We start from the raw sequence: 19,709 nt of genomic DNA, 5'->3' as shown, positions 1-19,709 counted from the left end.
TGTAAAAAAGAAGTGAGGTGTATGAAAGTATGGCAGGAAAGACATTTGCCGCGATCAATGTAGGTTCTAATGAGATATCAATGAAGATCTGCGAGATCACACCAAGAAAGGGTGCGAGGGAGCTTGATACCGTAAAAACGATTATTGAGCTTGGAAGTGATACCTATAATAAAGGATATATCGAAGAAAATAATTTGAATAAACTGTGTGACACGTTGCTAAAATTCCGGAGAAAGATGAAGGAATATGATGTATCTGATTACAGAGCATACGCATCCAGTGCAGTCAGAGAAGCGGAGAATGCTTCTATGATCATTGAGAGAATTAAGATGTGTACGGATTTTGATGTGCAGATACTCAGTAATTCAGAACAACGTTTTATGAATTATAAAGCATTTGTGGCAACCGGGCTGGATGTGGATGTGGCAACCCATAAGAATAATGCATTGCTTGATATCGGAGCCGGAAGCTTACAGATCTCGATATTTGACAGAAGAAATCTGGTGCAGACGCAGAATCTTCCAATCGGTGCAGTCCGAATCCGTGATTATCTGACCCGGTTCGGTTCCGATACGGTAGATCTTGAAACACTGATGGAAGAGTATGCATCAAATGCGATCATAGAATTTAGAAATCTGTTTTTAAATGATAAAGATATTAAAAGCATTATTGCAATCGGTGATGGTATCAACAACCTGAAAAAAGTTGGTCCGGAGCTTTCGATTGCGAACAGTATATCGAGAGAACAATTCCGCATTCTCTATAAACGGGTAGTTGACATAAAACCGGAAGATCTGGCGGAACGGTATGGTATTCCATATGAGCGTGCCACCCTGATGCTTCCGATGGCGATTATTTATCAGTCATTTCTGGATAATTCCAGGGCAGAGGAGATCCTGACTCCGAATGTGATCTTCTGTGATGGTATTATTGCCGACTATATGGATAAGCAGGGGACCTTCCTGATGGACAAGAATTTTGATCAGGATATTCTTGCATCTGTGAATACAATTGCAAAGAAATATAAAGTAAACCGTGCGCATGTCCAGAATGTATCGGATAATGCACTTGCAATATTTGACAGCATTCGGAAATTACACGGACTTGGTAAACGGGAACGGCTGCAGTTACAGATCGCGGCGATCCTGCATAATTGTGGTAAATTTGTAAATATGAAGGATGTATCCCTGATCTCTTATCATATCGTGATGGCGACAGAGATTCTTGGACTTTCTCATAAAGAGAGAGAGGAGATCGCAAATGCGGTTTATTATAATGGATTTTACCTTCCGTCGGAATTAAGGGCATCCGGGCGGATCGGATCGGCAGATTATATGAAAGTGGCCAAGCTTACCGCTATCCTTCGACTGGCTGATGTGCTTGATAAGAGCTATAAACAGAAGATTACAAATCTTAGGATTTCATTACATGACAATACACTGGTGATCTATACAGATACGCTGGAGGATATTACACTTGAAGCAGGCATGTTTAAAACGAATAATATCTTATTTGAAAAGGTCTATGGTGTAAAAGTAGTATTGAAACAAAGGAGGGGTATATAAATGAGTGATAAGAATTTATTTTACAACCGGGAACTGTCCTGGCTGGAATTTGATAAAAGATGCCTGAGTGAAGCGAAGGATAAGAATATTCCGATATTTGAACGGATCAAGTTCCTAAGTATCACAGCATCCAATCTGGATGAGTTTTTTATGGTGCGTATTGCTTCTTTAAAGGATATGAAGAATGCGGGATATACGAAGAAGGATATTGCAGGAATGACGCCGGAAGAACAGCTTGATGAGCTGATTCCTGCAACGAAGGAATTCATGAAGAATCAGTATCAGACTTATAATCGTTCCCTGGTTCCGTTATTAGAGGCAAATGGACTGAAGATTGTCAGACATTATGAAGATCTGACGCCGGAACAGTCCAGATATGTAGATAAATTATTCGAACGGGATATCTATCCGGTATTAACACCAATGGCAGTGGATTCTTCCAGACCGTTTCCTCTTGTAAGAAATAAATCTTTAAATATCGGTGCGCTGATCTATGATAAGAAGAAAGGCGTTACAGATATCGCGACCGTTCAGGTTCCATCTGTACTTCCAAGAGTGATCATCCTGCCATCCGAGCGACAGGGCATGACAGAGATCATCCTGCTTGAAGAAGTAATTGAGAAGAATCTGGATAAGCTGTTCTTAAGCTATGATATCGTATGTGCGCATCCATATCGTATTATGCGTAATGCGGATTTCTCAATTGATGAGGAAGAGACAGCCGATCTGTTAAAGGAGATCGAGAAGCAGTTAAAGCAGCGCCAGTGGGGCGAGGTTATCCGTTTGGAAGTAGAAGATACGATGGATAAAAAGCTGTTAAAAGAATTAAAGAAGCATCTGGATGTTGTTGATCGTGTCGTATATAAGATCAACGGACCGCTTGACCTTACCTTCCTTATGAAAGTAAATGGTCTGCCGGGCTTTGATCATCTGAAATATGAGAAATATGTTCCGCAGCCGGCATTTTCAAATGGCGACTACAGTAATATATTTGATAAGATCAAGAAGCATGACCGTTTGCTGTTTCATCCATATTATGAGTTCACGCCGGTTGTTGAATTTATTCGTCAGGCAGCAGTCGATCCAAATGTACTTGCAATCAAGCAGACCTTATATCGTGTCAGCGGCAATTCGCCGATCATAGCAGCGTTAGAGCAGGCTGCGGAGAATGGCAAGCAGGTAACTGTTCTGGTTGAGTTAAAGGCAAGATTCGATGAGGAAAACAATATTGCATGGGCGAAAAAGCTCGAGAAAGCCGGCTGTCATGTTATCTATGGTCTGGTCGGACTTAAGACACATTCCAAGATCGCGTTGGTTGTCAGAAGAGAAGAAGATGGTATCAAGCGCTATGTACATCTTGGTACTGGTAACTATAACGATCAGACAGCAAAGTTATATACAGATATGGGACTTCTGACCTGTTCGGATCCGATCGGTGAGGATGCGACAGCAGTATTTAATATGCTGTCCGGATATTCAGAACCAGGAAAATGGAACAAACTGGCAGTTGCACCTATCTGGTTAAAGGATAAATTTCTGATGCTCATTAACCGTGAAGCGGAAAATGCCAGACAGGGCAAGAAGGCACGGATCATTGCCAAGATGAATTCGCTTTGTGATCCGAAGGTGATGGAAGCCTTATATGATGCATCGGCTGCCGGTGTTAAGATCGACCTGATCGTCCGTGGCATCTGCTGTATCAAAGCAGGTGTGCCGGGACTCAGTGAGAACATATCGGTTCGTTCAATCGTTGGTAATTTTCTGGAACATTCCAGAATCTTCTATTTCTATAATGATGGATTTGAAGATATCTATATGGGCAGTGCAGACTGGATGCCGAGAAACCTTGACAAGCGTGTCGAGATCACCTTCCCGGTAGAAGATCCTGATCTGAAGAAACGAATCAAGGACATCTTAAAGATCCAGCTTGCTGATACTTTAAAGGCGCACATCATGCAGCCGGATGGCAGTTACGAGAAGCAGGACCTTCGCGGTAAGGTAAAACTGGATTCCCAGATGTACTTCGCGGAAGAAGCCCGTAAGCGTTCTGCAAAACCGGAGGATGCAGATGCGGCAATCTCTCATGACCGGGTATTTATCCCGATCGAAGCGGAAGAGAGCGAGCATTAAAAAGTTGCTAAATATAACGAAAAAAGTTGCTGGATACAGTAAAAAAATTCTTGACATTTGCACACGTATGTGCTAACCTATAGAAGCTGTTTAGCAGAGACAGACAAGAAAGCAGAGTATCCACTCTCACCTTAGCACGAAGAATAGTGACTTGGGTTCATATCTAAGTAGATTATAATATGTACTTATATATAATAGTGGATGGTTTGCGCTGTCCACTATTTTTTATGCAATGGAGGTAAAAAGTCATTAGCGAATTAATGATTAACGAACAGATTAGAGACAGAGAAGTGCGCGTGATCGGCGAGGATGGTCAGGTGATCGGAATTATGTCCTCCAGAGATGCACTGAAGCTTGCAAAGGAAGCAGAGCTTGATCTGGTTAAGATCGCTCCACAGGCAAAACCACCTGTATGCAAGATTATTGATTATGGTAAGTACCGTTATGAGCTTGCTCGTAAGGAGAAAGAAGCCAGAAAGAAACAGAAGACAATGGAGATCAAGGAAGTTCGTTTATCTCCAAACATTGATACTAACGACTTGAATACAAAAGTAAATCAGGCAAGAAAGTTCCTGACACATGGCGATAAAGTAAAGGTTACGCTTCGATTCAGAGGTAGAGAGCTTGCCCATGTAGAACAGACAAAGGGCATTCTTGATGAATTTGCTGAGAAGCTTTCAGACATCGCAGTCATTGATAAGCCTGCCAAGTTTGAAGGAAGAAGTATGATAATGTTTTTAACTGAAAAACGTTAATTTACAATATGACATATATTAAGGAGGAAATACACACATGGCTAAATTAAAGACAAAAAGAGCAGCAGCTAAGCGTTTCAAGAAAACAGCTAACGGCGGCCTTAAGAGAAGCAAGGCTTACAAGAGTCATATCTTAACAAAGAAGACAACTAAGAGAAAGAGAAATCTTAGAAAGTTAACAATGACGGATTCAACAAATGAAAAGGTAATGAAGAAGATTTTACCTTATATCTAATAAATCAGGAGGAACTAGAGAATGGCAAGAGTAAAAGGCGGCGTTGGCGCTAAGAAAAAACATAACAGAACACTTAAGCTGGCTAAGGGTTACAGAGGAGCTAGATCAAAGCAGTATAGAGTAGCAAAGCAGTCAGTTATGAGAGCTTTAACAAGTTCATATGCTGGCAGAAAGCAGAGAAAGAGAGAATTCAGACAGTTATGGATCGCTCGTATTAATGCTGCTGCAAGAATGAATGATATTTCATACAGCAAATTAATGCACGGCTTAAAGCTTGCAGGTGTAGACATCAACAGAAAGATGCTTTCAGAGATGGCTATCAGTGATCCGGAAGGATTTGCTAAGCTTGTTGCTGTTGCAAAGGAAAAGCTTGCTTAATTTAAGATAAGCAGAAAAAACAGATCATGATGATTTTCGGAAGAAGATGGTTATGGTCTGTTTTTGCGTTATCAGAACGTTTGCCCGGCCAAGTGATCCGTTATTTTAAAGATCATAAATAAAAGGCGGACATTGACATAATTGCCTTTACAGAGTTGTCCTGTTCATACTATAATAGAACTGTACATTGAGCTAATTTATGGGACATGGAGGGTGACATATTATGTTTGTAGAACGAGTAACAAGAGAGCAGATGAAGATGTTCTTGGAGACATTTGCATGCTGCAGCGAACAGAAGAATCTTGTAATGAGATTAAATTACGCAGGAAAAGAGCCATATCTGGATGTAACCAGATACAGTAACGGAATGATGTACACAGACTCTTACTATGATTTTGACAGTACATATTGCAGTAACCTGTGGAACAAATTCCTTTATACACAGTTTACACATGAGTACTACAGTGCATTTAAGGCACATCTGTTAGAAGACGTAGAAAAGAAGCTTACCAATATGATAAAAATCTGAGAAAGTAAAATCCCTGATACAAGTATATTAACAACAAAACACTTACAGGTATATACCATTTATTCCGCAGAACACTTTCGTTCTATTTCAAACGTAGCGGTACTAAACTCTTCATCTTGCGATGAATCGTTAAGAACCGACGTTCGTAACTGAGACCTTAGCGAGGCTCGCCGAGGTTAGTTCGAAGTTATACAGAGTAAAAAGGTCTGCTTCATAAAGATATATACATGTAAGTGTTTTATTATAATTATATAAATACTTTGTATCAGGGATTTTGTGCATAAAAAAAGAAAACCTCAAAGGTTTTCTAAAAAATAAAGATGCGGGAGATGGGACTTGAACCCACACGCCGTTTCCAGCACTAGATCCTTAGTCTAGCCTGTCTGCCAATTCCAGCACTCCCGCATGTCTTATTCCGTACGGCTTACCGCCGACGCAAGTAAGATAATACCACTGTGCTATATAAATGTCAACAAGTTTTTTTACTTTTTTTTGAAAAAATCCAATGCACGCATTATGATAGAGATTTTCATCATAAAATGGACACATTTACATGATAAACTTATAACGAAGTATGTATGTAAAACGAAAAGATGCAAATATGATACATTTGTATTTTATACTGGCATAAGATCAGGACATTTGTCAGAAAATGATATGTAACAGAAATAATACAGGAATCCTTAAGATTGTTTAATAAAATAAGGATTGCTTGATTATGCCAGACAGAGAGAGTAAAATTACAATGATTTAATTTGGAAAATATAGCATTTTCAGATACACATAAAAATAAAACAGCGCAAGCAAGGAGGCAACGATGCGGAAACGAATCAAAAAGGGTGTGGCATGTGTATTATGTGCCAGCATGGTAGCTGCCCTTCTGGGTGGATGCAGCAGCAAAAATGCAGAAAGCAGCAAACCTTCTATTCATATTGAATCATATACAAAGGTGGGATATGATACGGTGACCGTTCAGTCAGGAGATATTTCACCAATCTTGAATTTAAAACTTTCCCCGGATGAATTTGAAACGAAAAATTATAAAGTTTCACAGGACGATTACGAAGTAGAAAAGGTTAATGTATCAAAGGGAGATCGGGTGAAAGCCGGAGATATCATGGTTCAGTTTAAGGCAGATGATATTCAGGATACGATCAAGCAATATACAGAGCAGAAGGCAGAGAATGAACTGCTGATTGAACATTATCAGAAACTGATGCAGATTGATGGATCAGAGGATTATTCTGATGATATTGCAAGTCTGAAAGAGGATATCCAGATCGCAGATACATATATTAAAGAACAGAACGAGAAGATGAAGGAGTATTGTCTGATTGCAGAAAAGGATGGAACTGTAACCTATGTCAATGAGTGGTTGGGATATGGATATGCAAGTTCATCCGATAATCTGGTGACCGTAGCATCCGGATCCTCTAATTATACAGCAACGACAGATGATGATTATGAATTTAAAAAAGGGGATGTCTATCAGGCAGATTATGAAGTGGCATCCTACGATATGAAGGTTATTGATGTCAGTCAGTATGAAGATAAGGCAACCGGTAAGCAGATGCAGAAAATCTTATTTGAGCCGGTAGACAGTATGGCAGGAATTTCAGAAGAAGATGTGCTGACCATGACGATCCATAAGCCGGTGATCAGCAATGTTGTCTATGTCGATGAAAAAGCGATCAATGAGAAGTCAGAAGATAATTATTATGTATTCACGATCAATGATGATGGCTTCCGGACAGCAGTTGATGTAACAATTGGTGAAACGGTAGACGGATATACGATTATTAAGTCTGGATTGAAGGCTGGAGAGCAGGTGACGGTAAATTGATAAAGAAGAGAATAATGATCAATAAAAAATCGTATGCAGTCAGAATGACAGCAATCGCTGTGGCAATGATGCTTGGTTTAACAGGCTGTGGAAAAAAAGAAGAAAAAGCACCGGAGCTGTTAGAACCGGTTACAACGAATGAGGCGTACCGTCCGGTCGAAAAGAGCGATGTTGGTAAGAAGATTATCAAGAATGGTGCGATTGTACCAACGGATTATTGTTATTTCTTTAAAACCTCAGCGACACTCTCAAAGGTTTATGTCAATGTAGGTGATTATGTTAAAAAGGGCACGGTTCTTGCAGAGGCAGATAGCGATGATACGACTTCAGGAATTGAAGACCTGAAAGCCTCTCTTTCCAGTGAGCAGCAGACCCATAATGTAAACGAAAAGATATACGAACAGAAACAGAAGGAACTGGATTATAAGATTAAAGCATGTAATGAGGCTGGAGATTCTGCCGGTGCGAAAGAAAACCAGAGCACAAAAGCAGTCAATGCCGAGAATAACCGGTATGATAACATGTTGTACAATTATAAGGTCAAGAAGCTCCAGCGGCAGATTGACGAGAAGGAATCTCTGGAAACCGATAACAAGCTCGTAGCAGAACAGGATGGCTATGTTACATATGCCAAGAGCCTGACGGATACAGATTCATCAGATGAAGGCGGCGGATCAATCTCCAGTGGTGAGAATGTTGTTATTATATCTGATTACAACACACCGTATATTGAGATCACCGGTGAGCAGATTACAAGAGATGGATATGCAAATTTTAATACCATGTACACGATGATCGATGGCAAACGGTATGAGCTGGAAGAATACAAATATTCCAATCAGGAGATCGCAGCAGCACAGAGTGCATCCAAGCTGCCATATGTCCGTTTTAAACTGAAGGATGTGGATAACAGCAAGATCTTAAAGACAGGAACACTGACACCGTTGTATTTCAGTACATCAACTGCTGCAAATGTTCTTGTAGTCGGAAATGATTCCTTATACGAAGAAGGAGATAAGTATTTTGTATATGTGAAGACAGACAGCAGTGATAAGGAAAAGCGTGAGATCAAGATCGGTGCACAGGATGATAACTACACGGAAGTAAAGAGCGGCCTTTCAGAGGGAGATCTGGTTTATTATGATTCTGATTCAACGATTCCAAGTGACTATACAACATATGAGATCAAGCTGGGAACCTTTAAGACAACAGGAACCAGCAAATCCTATAAGATGGTAGATACCAATCAGATAACCTATAAAGCTCCTGTAGAAGGCTATTTTACACAGCTTGATCTGGCGGAAGGTCAGGAAGTGAAAAAAGGCGATTTGTTGTATATTGTTGACAGTGGTGGTGGTAGCGCAGAGCTGCTGGAGTTAAACTCCCAGATATCAGATGCAAAGAGTGATTATGATTCGACAGTAGCGGGCTATGAAGAGCAGATCAAGGATCTGAGAGCCGAGATTGAAGATTACCGTTCCGGCAGGAAGAAACAGCAGGTGGCAACACCGGGAGATGCTGATCCGGCAGATGATACAACGGATACTACAACAGATGACGGGGATGAAGAAGACGGTGATTACGATATCCCGGATCCAGATGATAATAATGGCAATACATTATACATGGTTGAGCAGCTTACCTGCCAGATTGAGATTGCAAAATACAATGAAGAGCTGGCAAAGATCAATTATAATACGACTGTGAATCCATTGATCGCAAAGCGTGATAAGCTGAACAAAAATAATGATGGAAAAGGTAATATCAGCGTATATGCAGAAAGCGACGGCGTTGTACAGAGTGTATATGCCAGTCAGGGAAAACAGATCAAAGAGGGTGACAAGGTTGTCAGCATAGGAAGCAATGAATCCAAGATGATGTCCTTATCCCTGACAGATAACGGTGGAAGCTCCAGACGTAACGGATATAGCGGAAGTGACGATACCGGAAGTGATAACAGCAATGCAACACTTCTGGTCAATCAGGAGGTTACTTTAATTGATCAGAAGGATGACAGCAAGAAGCTGACCGGAAGATGTATCGGAGCAACAGCGGATTCCAAGAAGGCTTATGTAACAACGATCGATGGTCAGGTATATATAACAAGCAGCGCCGGATCCGAAGATACCAGATATTATATACAGGTGGATGATAAGAGCTTCTATGATTCACCAAAGGGATATTTTGTAAGCTTTGCAAAAATGTCACTGGAAAATGTAGTAACAGTTCCAATGAATATTATTTATACAGAGACGGATAAGACATCCGGTAAATCCTATGAATATGTGTGGAAGCTTTCAAAGGATGAGATTGTAAAACAGTATGTAACAACAAGCACAGATACAAAGTCGTCAAATGCATGTGTACTTACCGGATTGTCAGAAGGAGATGTGATTCTGAAAGAATCCGGTTCTTCCGGCAGTGGTGACAATACAAAGAAAAAAGCCGATAGCAGCTCAGAAGAATAGAAGGGAGAAGAGGAATGTTTAAATTCTTAAGAAATAAATTACTGAATAAAAAGTGGCTGAATGCCTGCCTTCTTCTTGGTATTGTGCTTCTGGTTGCTGTAGCATCCTGTAATCCGATGTTCAAAAACGGTGCAATGGATATGACGCTGGCATCCAAGTTTGATTCAGCAATAGAAGATAACAACACATATTCAGCCGTGGTCGGAAGACAGGGCTCCTGCTCAACAGACAATTTCCCGGATTCTGCATCCGTACTTGACCGTATCAATGCATATGAAAAGAAGTGGATGAGTTACATTGACGTACCGGTATTAAGCAGACAGAACAGATTGTTTATAGAAGGTACTTATGCAATGACCGGGCTCGGTTCCAGGAGATTTTTCAGTGTAAACTATATGCAGGATATGAGCGAACATATCAATATTACGTTTGGAGAGGGACTTGATACCGGGAAACCGGTTGAAGGTACTTATCCGGTGATTATCAATCAGCAGAATGCGGATACATATGATCTGGTTGTAGGTGAAACCGTATCAATTGATAAATTGGTAGACAAGGATGGAAAGCCGGTTACATTTACGGTTGTCGGAATCTTTGAACCAAAGGATACCACTGATATTTACTGGAAAGAGACACCGGTAGATTTTGATAAGATGATATTTACAGATCAGGCATCCTTTGATGAAACCGTTGCAAATTATGGTGTTTTGACAATATATTATGCAACATATAATATGCTGGATTATGCATATATCGATCATACAAATGCATCAGATATCCGTTATTATCTGAGTGCATTTTCAAAAGCAGATGGTAACTTTATTCAGAATTTCAGCAGCATACTTGCTGATTATCAGGACGATGCAACATCGATCATGATCATTATCTGGGTACTGGAGCTTCCAATCCTGGTATTGCTTCTGGCATTTATCTATATGGTATCCAGTCAGATCCTGGAAATGGAGGACGGTGAGATTGCGATGCTAAAGAGTCGTGGTACCAGTACGAAACAGATTCTTGGCATCTATTTTGGAGAATCTGCGATCCTTTCTTTGATCGCGATCGTTATTGGTATTCCGGTCGGATATCTGTTGTGTAAATTATGTGCAAGTGCAACCTCCTTCCTGAAATTCAGCTTTGGTGATACACACTTTTATAAACTGACATGGGGAATGTTATTATACAGTCTAATTGCTGCAGTTATCGCAATCCTGTTTATAACACTTCCGGTATTGAAATACGCGAAGAATTCGATAGTAGAGCAGAAGAGTAAACTTGGAAAGGTGAATACAAAGCCAATCTGGGAGAAGGCATTTCTGGATGTGATCCTGGTGGCAGTTTCCATTTACCTTCTGTACAACTACAATAAACAGAAGAGTGATATTGCATTAAGCATTCTGGCTGGAAACAAACCGGATCCATTGATCTTTTTGAATTCCTCCCTGTTTATATTTGCAGTTGGGCTGCTGATCCTGCGACTGATCAAATATCTGATCAAGTTCATTTATTTCATTGGTAAGAAGAGATGGTCACCTGCGGTATATGCTTCCTTCCTTCAGATCACCAGAACAGTGAAGAAGCAGGGCTTTATCTCTGTATTTCTGGTTATGACGATCGCCATGGGTATGTTTAATTCCAATATGGCAAGAACGATCAATGAGAACAATCAGGAGCGTATCGAATATAATCTTGGAACAGATATCGTTCTGAGTGAACAGTGGAAGATGGGTGCGTATCTGGATAAAGATAAGAAGAGTCACTGGTACTATGAAGAACCGGATTTTGAACGGTATACAGAGAATCTTTCCAATTCATGCAAACATCTGACCCGTGTGATCTATGATGACAATACAACGATCAAGGTTGGAGGTTCTGAACTTCCGGACTCTGTTCTGATGGGAATTAATACAAAGGAATTTGGTGAGACAGCCGAATTAAAGTCAGGTTTGAATGATGAACACTGGTATAATTACCTGAACAGTATTGCAACTGTTTCCAATGGTGTTATCATTTCATCAAATCTGGCAAAGAAATATGATCTGTCTGTTGGTGACAGCATTACATATGCAAGATACAGCCCGATGAAGACAAAGGAGCCGGTTGAGATCGCATCACCGTCCGGAACAATCTGTGCAATTGTAGATGCATGGCCTGGATTTAACCAGTACACATATGAGAAGGACAACAGTGGAAAAGTTGTTGAGAAGGAACGTTATCTGGTTGTTGCTAATTACGCATATGTTGTCAGTGCATTTGGTCTTACTCCATATCAGATATGGGGACAGCTTGCAGATGGACATGATTATCAGGAGGTCCTGGATACGGTTGAAAAGCAGGGTATTTTATTAAAGAGTTATCAGAGTGTAGATCAGGAAGTACAGAACATGCTGGAATCTCCGCTTGTACTGATCACAAATGGGTTATTCTCACTGAGCTTCCTGGTAGCAGTTATCCTCTGTACAGTAGGATTCCTCATCTACTGGATCACATCGATCAAGCAACGGGAGCTTCTGTTTGGTATCTACCGTGCGATGGGTATGAGCATGAAGGAGATTAACAAGATGCTGATCAACGAGCAGATGTTCAGTTCCGTTCTTGCCAGTCTGGCAGGATATGGAGTTGGAGCGGCGGCTACTGCGTTGTTTGTAAAGCTGGTAGCGATCGTATATCTGCCGGAGTCGCATAACATAGCGATCAGCATAGCGGTCAACCCATTTGATATATTGAAACTGACGATCGTAGTTGTGGTAATGTTTATTATCTGCTTCATTGTTCTCCGGACAATCTTAAAGAAGATGAACATCACACAGGCATTAAAACTGGGGGAGGACTAAACAATGAATATGATTACTGCAAGAGGAATAAAGCGGTGTTTTACAGTTGGAAATGGCGAACCATTTTATGCTCTTAAAGGAATAGATCTGGATATCCCGGAAGGAAAGCTTGCGATCCTGAAGGGAAGATCCGGTTCCGGTAAAACAACCCTTTTAAATATTTTAAGTGCGCTGGATGAAGCAACGGAGGGGCAGGTGATCATAGAGGATCACGACCTGTCGGAGATGGCTGTACCGGAAAGAGAAAAACTCAGACGGTACGATATCGGATTTGTATTCCAGTCGGTAGCGTTGATTCCGATCATGAATGCATATGAGAATGTAGATTTTGGTTTAAGACTTGCGGAATATGAAGGAAACCGGGATTCCCGTATCCGCGAGGTTCTGGAGATGGTTGGACTTAGTTCCAGAATGTTCCATATGCCGAACCAGATGTCCGGTGGTGAGCAGCAGAGGGTAGCGATCGCAAGAGCGGTTGCCCATAAGCCAAGGGTAATCTTTGCAGATGAGCCGACAGGAGCTTTGGATACAGCATCCGGACTGAATGTTATGAAGCTGTTCAAGGATCTGGTGGCAAAAGAAGGAATCACGATCGTTATGACGACACATGATCCAAACCTGATGGAACTCGGAGACGTAGTATTTGAGATAGAGGATGGTGAGATCATTGGCAAAGCATAGTGGATTTTTTAAGAAAAAAGATAAAAATACGATTCCGGAAACTGATATGCAGGAAAATGTTGCACAGATGATGGAAGAACCAATAGATCAGGATCCTGTTCAGGAAGACGCCGATATCGCAGATACAGACATGAACGATATCGGTGCGCAGGAGACTGCAGTGGATGCTGGGAACGCTGTTGATGAAGCAGATATAGCAGATGACGATACAGAAACATCAGAAGATTTGGACGATACAGACAGAAACAGTCAGGCTGCGGAAGAATATGAAGAAACCGGCAATATCATTGACTGCGACAGTCTGGTTAAGATCTATAAAACAGATGAAGTTGAAGTAATGGCACTTCAGGGGCTGGAGCTTACGATCAAAAAGGGTGAGCTGATGGCAGTTATCGGTAAATCCGGTAGTGGTAAGTCAACGCTTTTGAATATGATCGGTGGACTGGAACGTCCGACAGCAGGAAAATTATATGTAGATGGAAAAGACCTTTTTGCAATGACAGACAAAGAACTGGTAGAATATCGGAAACATACCGTTGGCTTTGTATGGCAGAAGAATTCCAGAAACCTGCTTCCGTATATGACAGCTCTGGAAAATGTCCAGGTGCCGATGTATTTTGATAAAGACAATAAGGAAGACCGGGAAGCCAGAGCCTATGATCTTTTGTGCAAGGTTGGTTTAAAGGAAAAGGTAAATTCCTATCCGGCACAGATGTCCGGTGGTGAGCAGCAGAGAGTTGCAATTGCGATCGCACTTGCCAACAATCCAAAAATCCTGCTGGCAGATGAGCCGACCGGTGCAGTCGATTCCAAAACCTCAGATATGATCCAGGATCTGTTCCGGAAACTGAATGAGGAAATGGGTATTACAGTTATCATCGTAACGCATGATATCAGTCTTGCAAATAAGGTTGGACGTGTGGTTATGATCGCAGATGGTAAGATCAGTACAGAAAAGATCATGAAAGAGGATTACAGAAAACGGATCAATGACATGGAAAGCGAGAGCTTTAATGGAACCGATTCCCATGAAGAATATTCCATTATGGATAAGGCACACCGTGTACAGATCAGTGATGATATTCTGGAGGCTGCCGGAATTGATACAAACAAGGTAAAGATTCAGGTAGTGGATGGCAAGGTTGTTATTTCAAAAGAATAAATATCAGTTCAGAAAACGGCGCTGGATGCATATGCATTCAGCGCCGTTCGCAATATTTTCACATTTTCTTTCTTGCTTTTTCTTGCTATCGTGCGTTGGTTCGATTATAATAACTTTGTTTAGCTGATTTGGAATTTCGAGGAGGAAACCATGAAGAAGAGAAAATTAACAAAAATGTCGGCAGTGTTACTGGCAACAGCATTGTCTGCAGCAACTGTTTTTTCAGGATGTAATAAGAAGGTTGATTACGATATGGGTGATGGAACGCAGAAAGAAGGAAGTGCAGGAGAAGGCGGCGAATTATCGTCCCGTCTCGGGTGTTCCGGAGTCTTATGAGGGTAAGCTGGATGTCGGTGATTCCGGTATCAAAGAGATTACCATTAAAGATGATGATATCATAACACCAGATTCCGACAGTATGTCTATTGTGTCTTATAAGAAGAATTCCTTTGATAATGCATACAGGCAGAAGGTCTGTGAGGCAATCTTTGATAAGTCAAAGGGTATCTATGTATATGACTTTGAGCACCAGACCAAGAGTGATCTGCAGACTCAGATTGATTCATATCAGACGATGTTAGACGATGCGAAGGAAGCTGGAGATACAGATACAGAGGATTATTGTAAGGAATACATATCCTATCTGGAAAATGAAATGGCAACGGCAACGGATGAGAGAGAAGGAGCCGGTGATTACAGTGCATCGGATTATATCGGACAGATTGGCGATAATCAGTTCATGCTCTCATTTTCAGAGGGAACAGAAGGGTTAAATGCAAGCTTTGATCTTTCTTATTATCCATCCGAAGGCATGATCAATTACAGACCATATGAGGGTGCATCCTTTGTATATGCTTATGACGCAAAGTATGGAGAAGAGGGGATTGATGACAGCATTGTAAATACTTGTACATTTTCTGAAGATGAAGCCGTATCACTGGCACAGGAATTTCTTGCCGGATGTGGAATTGATGATGTGATCGTTACAGATAAATCTCCGTTATTATGGGAGTATTATGACAGCTCTTATAATGTGATTGCAACAGAGTATGAAGGCTATATCGTAAACTTTGGACGTTCTGTCAATGGAACTGCTCCATACAGTGCGGATCTGTCTATGGTTGACACTCTTTCAAGCGATGAGGATGATGCCTGGTATGATGCTCCAACAGAGACGTTCTCCATTCAGATCGACTCCAATGGCGTGATCAACGCAAGCTGTTATCCATTGTTAGTTTCAACCGGTGAGGATCAAAAAAATGTAGATCTTTTGAGCTGGAAGGAGCTTTTAAAGGAACTGGATAAGAATGTTGCACAGTATTATACAGATAATAAGACTTCCTACAGCGATATTGAATTTAACGATGTCAGATTGACATATTACTGTATTAAGGATGATTCTCAGGATGATGTATATAATTATGTTCCTGTATGGATATTTGCACAGGCAGACGAAAATGATGGAACATATGATTTTGACTATCCGGTACAGGCACTTATGGTAAATGCGACCGATGGAACAATCTACAATCTGAAAGATGTTCTGGAGGCCGGTTCGATCTCATACAGTGATTATTACGATGATCAGGGTGATATGATCGATGGATACGAATATGATGACAGTGATATGGAAAGTATAGATTCAGATGGCAGTGATGACGGATCCGGTGATTCATCAGATGGCAGTGATGACGGATCCGATGATTCATCAGATGAGATAGAGGATGGATCCGATGAGGGGATCATTGACGACGAGGTCTGTTAGAGGATGATGTTGTAGAATAATACAATCCTACAGGAAAATAAGGTGTCATACGACGCCAGACTATAAAGATGCAGGACGAGTGATATTTTTTATCATTTGCCCTGCGTTTTTTATTGGTTTTGGTATTGACAAAAATACCCCTATGGGGTATATATAATATCGTATCCGGGATCATTAAAATTGGATACAAAAAATAAATGTACAGATACAGATGGATGAAAAAATTCAGGAAACAGACAGAAGGGAGCGGACAAGAATGGAAGAACCATGTTGCCATTGTCATAAAACAAAACAGAGAACAGAAGGTGAATATAAGAAGCTGATGAACCGGCTGAACCGGATCGAGGGACAGATCCGGGGAATCAAGGGAATGCTGGAAAAGAATGCATATTGTACGGACATATTAGTACAGGTTGCCGCTGTCAATTCTGCATTGAACAGCTTTAATAAGGAACTTCTTGCAGAGCATATCCGAACCTGTGTGATCGAGGATATCAAAGCAGGAAAAGAAGATACGGTGGATGATCTGGTAGATACCATTAAGAAATTAATGAAATAAACACATAGAAATTTTCTGTCTGGAAGATCGTATGAGAATATGTTCGTATGATTGCTTTGGATATGAAACATAATAAAAATGTGTTTAAGATATAATGAAGGCATAGAATGTGCGAAGCACATGATAAAAGCTTGATAAGAGGGTGAATGAATTGGATAAATATAACGTAACAGGAATGAGCTGCAGTGCCTGCAGCGCAAGCGTAGAAAAGGCAGTGAAGAAAGTAAAAGGGATTGACAGTTGTACCGTCAGCCTGCTTACAAATTCGATGACAGTAGAAGGACATGCTGATCCTAAGACAGTTATTGAAGCAGTAGAAAAGGCAGGATATGGAGCCAGTCTGATGACAGGAGAAGACCGGAAGAATGTCGGGAAGAAGCAGGCAGCGGATGCAGATGAATTGGATAATCATGCAGCCCTGCACAAGATGAAGGTCCGGCTGATCGCATCTATCGTTCTGTTAATTCCGCTGATGTACATTTCCATGGGACATATGATGTGGGGATGGCCACTGCCGGCGATTATCAGTGATAACCATGTCGCTATGGGACTGATCCAGATGTTATTTGCAATTGCGATCATGGTTGTAAACCAGAAGTTTTTTATTAATGGATTTAAGGGTGTGATCCATGGAGCACCGGGTATGGATACATTAGTAGCACTTGGCTCAGGCGCATCCTTTATTTACAGCACATATGTATTATTTGCAATGACAGATGCCGTGATGCGGCAGGATAATGACCGTGTTATGACCTTGATGCATGATTTTTATTTTGAATCGGCAGCGATGATTCTTGCACTTATAACGGTTGGTAAGACACTCGAGGAATATTCCAAAGGTCGTACGACAGATGCCTTAAAGGGATTAATGAAGCTTGCACCCAAAACAGCCCTTGTTCTTCGTGATGGAGAAGAACAGGAAGTTGCTGCTGAGGATGTGGTAGTTGGAGAGGTATTTATCGTCCGTCCGGGATCCAGTGTTCCGGTAGATGGTGTGGTTATAGAAGGAAACAGTGCAGTTGATGAGTCTGCTTTATCCGGTGAGAGTCTTCCGGTCGATAAAGCAGAAGGAGATAAGGTATCTGCCGCAACGATCAATAAATCCGGTTATCTGAAATGTCGGGCAACCAGAGTCGGTACAGATACGACTTTATCCCAGATCATAGAGATGGTCAGTGATGCAGCAGCAACAAAAGCACCGATCGCAAAGATTGCAGATAAGGTATCCGGTATCTTTGTTCCGGCTGTCCTGATCTGTTCCTTGATCACTATTATTGTATGGATCATTGCAGGAGAGAGCACAGGCTTTGTACTTGCCAGAGGTATATCGGTGCTTGTGATCAGTTGTCCATGTGCACTTGGACTTGCAACACCGGTTGCCGTTATGGTAGGTAACGGTGTCGGAGCAAAGCAAGGTATCCTATTTAAGAATGCGGCAGCACTTGAGATGACAGGAAAAACAGATGTGGTTGTACTGGATAAGACAGGAACGATCACAAATGGAACGCCGGAAGTGGTAGATGTAGTTCCGGGAAATGGATACAGTGAGACAGACCTGCTTACCTTTGCAGCAAGTCTGGAACAATACAGTGAGCACCCGATAGGCAAAGCCATTATGGAATATGTCGGACAGAAAGGGATCAAGCCACAGAAGATTGAAGATTTTCAGGTGCTTCCGGGAAATGGACTCCGCTGTAGATTAAGCAGTGAGGCGGTTTCACAGAATGAAAGAGGATTTTGTGCAGGACAGAACCATTCTCAGATATCAGATCATATTTTGCTTGGTGGAAATGGAAAATTTATCAGCCAGTATGTAACCTTATCCGAGGCGGATAAGACACTGGCAGAAGAATTAGCTTCACAGGGCAAGACCCCCATCTATCTGGCAATCGATGAGAATAAACTGATCGGTATCCTTGCAGTTGCAGATACGATCAAAGAGGATGGAATCCTTGCGATCAAAGAATTAAAAGAGATGAATTATTCAGTTGTTATGTTAACCGGAGATAATGCAAAGACAGCAGAAGCAATCGGTAAACAGGCAGGGGTTGACCGCGTGATTGCTGATGTACTGCCGGATGGAAAAGAAGCGGTAGTAAGAGAACTGATGAAGGAGCACCGTGTGATTATGGTTGGTGACGGCATTAATGATGCCCCTGCATTAACCCGTGCGGATATCGGTATGGCGATCGGAGCCGGAACCGATGTTGCAATCGATGCGGCAGATGTGGTACTGATGCGGGAAGGTCTTCGAACCGTTCCTGCAGCAATCCGGTTAAGTATGGCAACGATACGAAATATCAAAGAGAACCTGTTCTGGGCATTTATTTATAACATTATCGGAATACCGCTTGCCGCAGGTGTCTGGTATCCGATGTTTGGCTGGAAATTAAACCCGATGTTTGGTGCATTTGCCATGAGCCTTTCCAGTTTTTGTGTAGTAATGAATGCATTACGGTTGAATTTCGTGAAGATATATGTTAATAATAGTAAATACAGAATACATCAAAAAATAGTATCAAAAAATGTTGAGGGAAATAATAAGATAGAAAAGGAGACTGGTACGATGAATAAGACGGTGTATATAGAAGGAATGATGTGTGGACACTGCGAGGCAAGAGTGAAGAAAGCATTTGAGGCACTTCCACAGGTAACAGAAGCGGAGGTAAGCCATGAGAAGAAGCAGGCGGTGCTTACTTTAAGTGGCGAGTTATCCGATAAAGAGATTAAGAATACAGTGAAGGAAGCCGGATATAAGGTAACTTCGATCAAGTAAAATAGAAATACAGGATAAAAGATAAAATG

At 41.3% G+C, this 19,709-nt stretch carries 15 protein-coding genes, 1 tRNA gene and 1 other annotated feature; of the genes, 15 read left to right on the top strand and 1 reads right to left on the bottom strand.

All coding sequences use genetic code 11. From position 1 onward, the window contains the following. Positions 1-29 precede the first annotated feature (29 nt). From DW959_RS08195 to DW959_RS08170, 6 genes are all read left to right on the top strand, one after another. Positions 30-1,565, top strand: a complete 1,536-nt coding sequence (locus tag DW959_RS08195) for an HD domain-containing protein (protein WP_117823520.1) — start codon at positions 30-32, stop codon at positions 1,563-1,565. Next, positions 1,566-3,695 (top strand): RNA degradosome polyphosphate kinase, encoded by a 2,130-nt coding sequence (locus DW959_RS08190; RefSeq protein ID WP_117823522.1) that lies wholly within the window; start codon positions 1,566-1,568, stop codon positions 3,693-3,695. Positions 3,696-3,798: 103 nt separating this feature from the next. Then, positions 3,799-3,928: a sequence feature (ribosomal protein L20 leader region), on the top strand. Between the two features lie 27 nt (positions 3,929-3,955). Beyond that, on the top strand, positions 3,956-4,450 hold the full coding sequence (infC, locus tag DW959_RS08185) for a translation initiation factor IF-3 (RefSeq protein ID WP_008401517.1): 495 nt from the start codon (positions 3,956-3,958) through the stop codon (positions 4,448-4,450). 37 nt (positions 4,451-4,487) lie between these two features. Next, the gene (rpmI, locus tag DW959_RS08180) at positions 4,488-4,685 is read left to right on the top strand and encodes a 50S ribosomal protein L35 (RefSeq protein ID WP_008401518.1); all 198 of its coding nucleotides are present in this window, start codon (positions 4,488-4,490) and stop codon (positions 4,683-4,685) included. A gap of 21 nt (positions 4,686-4,706) precedes the next feature. Continuing rightward, complete coding sequence (gene rplT, locus DW959_RS08175; protein ID WP_008401519.1) at positions 4,707-5,063, top strand: 50S ribosomal protein L20; 357 nt, start codon at positions 4,707-4,709, stop codon at positions 5,061-5,063. 223 nt (positions 5,064-5,286) lie between these two features. Continuing rightward, complete coding sequence (locus DW959_RS08170; protein WP_008401521.1) at positions 5,287-5,592, top strand: hypothetical protein; 306 nt, start codon at positions 5,287-5,289, stop codon at positions 5,590-5,592. A gap of 321 nt (positions 5,593-5,913) precedes the next feature. Here DW959_RS08170 and DW959_RS08165 read toward each other — a convergent pair. Continuing rightward, a tRNA-Leu gene (locus DW959_RS08165) sits at positions 5,914-5,997 on the bottom strand. A 412-nt stretch (positions 5,998-6,409) separates the two neighbouring features. Here DW959_RS08165 and DW959_RS08160 point away from each other — a divergent pair. From DW959_RS08160 to DW959_RS08125, 9 genes are all read left to right on the top strand, one after another. After that, positions 6,410-7,435 carry a biotin/lipoyl-binding protein gene (locus tag DW959_RS08160; RefSeq protein WP_118483847.1) on the top strand — a complete coding sequence of 342 codons (1,026 nt, stop codon included), beginning with the start codon at positions 6,410-6,412 and terminating at the stop codon, positions 7,433-7,435. Further along, complete coding sequence (locus DW959_RS08155; protein WP_118483845.1) at positions 7,432-9,903, top strand: biotin/lipoyl-binding protein; 2,472 nt, start codon at positions 7,432-7,434, stop codon at positions 9,901-9,903. The genes DW959_RS08160 and DW959_RS08155 overlap by 4 nt, the downstream gene beginning before the upstream one ends. 14 nt (positions 9,904-9,917) lie before the next feature. Further along, entirely contained in the window at positions 9,918-12,737 is a 2,820-nt protein-coding gene (locus DW959_RS08150; RefSeq protein WP_117808400.1) for an ABC transporter permease, read from the top strand. 3 nt (positions 12,738-12,740) lie between these two features. Then, on the top strand, positions 12,741-13,418 hold the full coding sequence (locus DW959_RS08145) for an ABC transporter ATP-binding protein (RefSeq protein WP_117785052.1): 678 nt from the start codon (positions 12,741-12,743) through the stop codon (positions 13,416-13,418). Continuing rightward, a complete protein-coding gene (locus tag DW959_RS08140; protein WP_347475343.1) occupies positions 13,396-14,580 on the top strand; it encodes an ABC transporter ATP-binding protein in 1,185 nt (394 codons plus the stop codon). Before DW959_RS08145 ends, DW959_RS08140 begins: the two co-directional genes overlap by 23 nt. A gap of 150 nt (positions 14,581-14,730) precedes the next feature. Then, complete coding sequence (locus DW959_RS14050; protein ID WP_147353077.1) at positions 14,731-14,916, top strand: hypothetical protein; 186 nt, start codon at positions 14,731-14,733, stop codon at positions 14,914-14,916. Continuing rightward, positions 14,840-16,345 (top strand): DUF6034 family protein, encoded by a 1,506-nt coding sequence (locus DW959_RS08135; protein ID WP_118615856.1) that lies wholly within the window; start codon positions 14,840-14,842, stop codon positions 16,343-16,345. Before DW959_RS14050 ends, DW959_RS08135 begins: the two co-directional genes overlap by 77 nt. Positions 16,346-16,601: 256 nt before the next feature. Continuing rightward, positions 16,602-16,904, top strand: coding sequence for a metal-sensing transcriptional repressor (locus tag DW959_RS08130; RefSeq protein WP_118615912.1), 303 nt, complete (start codon positions 16,602-16,604; stop codon positions 16,902-16,904). A gap of 151 nt (positions 16,905-17,055) precedes the next feature. Next, on the top strand, positions 17,056-19,680 hold the full coding sequence (locus tag DW959_RS08125) for a heavy metal translocating P-type ATPase (RefSeq protein WP_182430069.1): 2,625 nt from the start codon (positions 17,056-17,058) through the stop codon (positions 19,678-19,680). Positions 19,681-19,709: the final 29 nt, after the last annotated feature.

Origin of the sequence: Clostridium sp. AM46-21, assembly GCF_003480025.1 — a bacterium.
Lineage (GTDB): Bacteria > Bacillota > Clostridia > Lachnospirales > Lachnospiraceae > Coprococcus > Coprococcus ammoniilyticus.
Note: the sequence above shows the minus strand (reverse complement) of the source record. Positions and strands in the feature narration are given on the sequence as shown.